General features: G+C 38.0%; 2 protein-coding genes. Both read left to right on the top strand.

Features of this window, described 5'->3' with window-relative positions; genetic code table 11:
- Positions 1–1,057: VENN motif pre-toxin domain-containing protein (locus ACFIL7_RS04635; RefSeq protein ID WP_375683398.1), on the top strand; the 1,057-nt coding region annotated here is incomplete at its 5' end.
- A 6-nt stretch (positions 1,058–1,063) separates the two neighbouring features.
- A partial coding sequence (locus tag ACFIL7_RS04630) for a DUF6990 domain-containing protein (protein ID WP_375683397.1) occupies positions 1,064–3,083 on the top strand: 2,020 nt, incomplete at its 3' end.

Genomic DNA, 3,083 nt, shown 5'->3' with positions numbered 1-3,083 from the left:
AGCCACTGCTATGCTCCAGTTTCAATTGTGGGTGCAAGGCATTGTGAAAGAGGAAATGGGGGACCTAAACGGTCGCACCCCAACTGCGGAAGAGGAAGCGCGTATAAACGCAAAGATTGAAGCACAGTTTTCTGATTTTAATGATCATGCCATTGATATCGCGCGCATAGCGGGAGGCTTTGCTGCTGCCCTTGCTGGTGGTGATGTCAATACTGGCGCTGATGCCGCAGGTAATGCTGCCGAAAATAATTTTCTTCCTGCGGTAGCAGCTGCTGTAGCGTTCATTGTGTCGCTTACGCCACAAGAGTTGGCAGCTCTGTCTCTTTTTATGGCTGGTGGAGCAACTATTGTTCAATCTCCTAACAATAGAACCGCTATAGCTGATTTCCTTACCTATTGGTTTGCATCGAAAAATTCTGCAGAAGATAGCGAAAAAACAAATCAAAACTCACAAGAAGAAAAAAATAAAGATTCTCAGAAAGAAAGTAAAAATAAGAAAAAAAACGGAAACAATAAAGAACCACAAAACAATAATGACGATGACAACGATGGAAAGGGTAAAAAGCTTAATAAAGGTAGGAAATATCATGACAAAAAACGCGATGAGGAAAAACAAAGATTAGAGGAGGAAGGATTTTCACCAAGCGAGGGAGAATTAACGATTGAAATTGAAATTAAGACAGATAAAGGTACAATTAAGGCAAGAACACGTCCTGATAATACTTATATTGAGGATGGTGAACCAGCATTTAGTGAGACGAAAACAGGTAAAGCCAAATTAAATAAAATGCAGAAAGCTTTAAGAGAAATATGTAAAACAACAGGAAGTATAAAGTTTTGTGGTCCTAAAGCTGAAGAGTATCTTAAGAAAAATAAAGAGAAATTTAATAAATACCAAGAAAATTTAGAAAAGTTTATAAAAAAAGAGAAACCAACTGAGGAACAACTAAAAAAATTTAATAAAGAGTGGCCTAAAAAACAATTGAGTAAGAAATGGGAAAAAGGACCACGAAAATATAAACTAAACGAATATCCAAGTTATTTAGAAGAAAAGTGAATGACTATGCAAACCAAAAACGTAACAGAAATTTTAAAAAGATTGGGCTGGGAGACTCATCGCCATGAAGTTGGAGATACATTTGCTTATTATCATCTTTCTGATCGTATAATACGCATTCTCTATGATGTTGTAGATTATGGAGAGGATGGTGGAAGGTTGCGGCTATCAGTCGCTCTTACTACCGCCGCTTATTGCCTTGCTGAGGAATATTCTAATAGCGAACAGTCGCGCTATAAATATGATGATATGTTGATTTCTGCAGAAGAAAATTTCGGAGTTACAGCACAGAATCTTTCTGAAAGTCATATTGAGGAAGCTTTAAATAGGGTAATTGCGTGGGCGAAAGTACAAGATATTGAACAAAAATTGCATGAAGAAGCCGCCAATCATTCTGCTGTTGCACAAGCATTGCTTGGCGATATTGATGCTTTAAGGTCTGATAAGCCGGCACCCCAATTACATGTTCCAGAATTTGCCGATTATGCAACCATGGAGTGGATTGATCGCCTTATTTTATTTGCACAAGCCTATAAGAATGGAGAGTTAGACGATATTCTAACGCGCAAAAAGCCCAAACAGCGCTCGATAAGCCTTACCGCAGCAAGTCGCATCTTCAAAACGCTAGGATGGATTGCTATGGAACCTGGGAGAATGTTTCTTTCTTTGCCAGATCGTTTTATTCAGTTTGATTTTGGTTTTGTACGCCTCCATGACAATTACAATGTCCGTCTTGAAGCTGAGATCTCTAATGAAGAGATTTCTATAGCTTGTCGTTATATTCACTATAGGGGAGAATATAATTGGATACGACCTACGGATATTTATCAGTCTTTTAATACAATTGGGGGAGGGATTTTTAGTGGTTTTGGTAAAGGGATTGATATTTGTGTAGAGAGGTTGAATGAGCAAGAATTGACGCAAATCTCTGAGCGGATAATACAATGGGCACGCGCTCAAGATTTACAAGCATCGATCGAAAGCAAAACAGTTGTTCAAAAATATAGTTACGATACAGATATAGTTTGGCATTTGGCTTGTTTAGCGTTGACAGGTCGAATTGATACCCTGAAATCTTATCAAAATTTTTTAGAAGCAGGTACGATTTCTGAACATTTGGATGATAATGAAGTAAAAAAATATGTTAACCATGCCGTTGAATTTGCTGAAAAACATCTGAAAATCCTTAATGAGCGAGAAGCAGCAGAAGCACATCTTGGTCCGAAAGCTTTGATTACTTTCAATAAGGTTGCTGAGCAATTAAAAGAAATGGGTTGGACAGTTTATCGTGATAAAAACTATGATCGTAATACCTATTTTATCAGTAAAGACCGTATCATCAATATAATGTACAGTCTTCAAAGTGATGAAGAAGAGCCAATTGTTGCATTTAAGGCTTCCCTTTCAACACTTGGCTTTTCCACTGCTCATAGAGAGATTTTCTATAATATGCCTCAATATATAGCCCTCAAAGAAGCAGAAGAAGTTTATACAGTTTCTAGTACTGAATTAGATGAAGGCAAGCTAAAGCAGATCAGTGCGGATATTCTTGAATGGGCTGATCGGAAAAATGTCAATCAAATCATTTATGATTATGCGGCTTTTTCCCCAGACAGTGAACTTGATCTTGTAGCGCGTCACCTTATTGCGCTTGTTTTGATTGGGGATGTTGAAAAGCTCAAATCTTATAAGGAGAATTTTAGAAAGGGAAATTCTTTAGGTTTTGTGGAAGAAATCTCAAAATATAGAATTGATAATCTCCTCACTCTTGCACGGGGTTATCGAGCAGGTTTTCCGAAAAATGCACCGATTTTGAGCTTGGATCCGCAAATAGCATCTGTTGCTTCTAAAACAACTTCTGTTGAAGTGGCAGAGGAAGTGGATGAAGTGGATGACAATGATGATCGTCTCACCATGGAAAGTGCTCATGCACTTTTAAAAAGCTTAGGCTGGTCAACCGAGAAAATCAATGAGAATGACCATATGGCAAGCTATCAATTGGCTGATCGTGAAGTAGACATTCTTT

Origin of the sequence: Bartonella sp. AP3QHHD, from assembly GCF_042195765.1 — a bacterium.
Classification (GTDB): Bacteria; Pseudomonadota; Alphaproteobacteria; order Rhizobiales; family Rhizobiaceae; genus Bartonella.
This window is presented reverse-complemented; position numbering and strand designations above follow the sequence as displayed.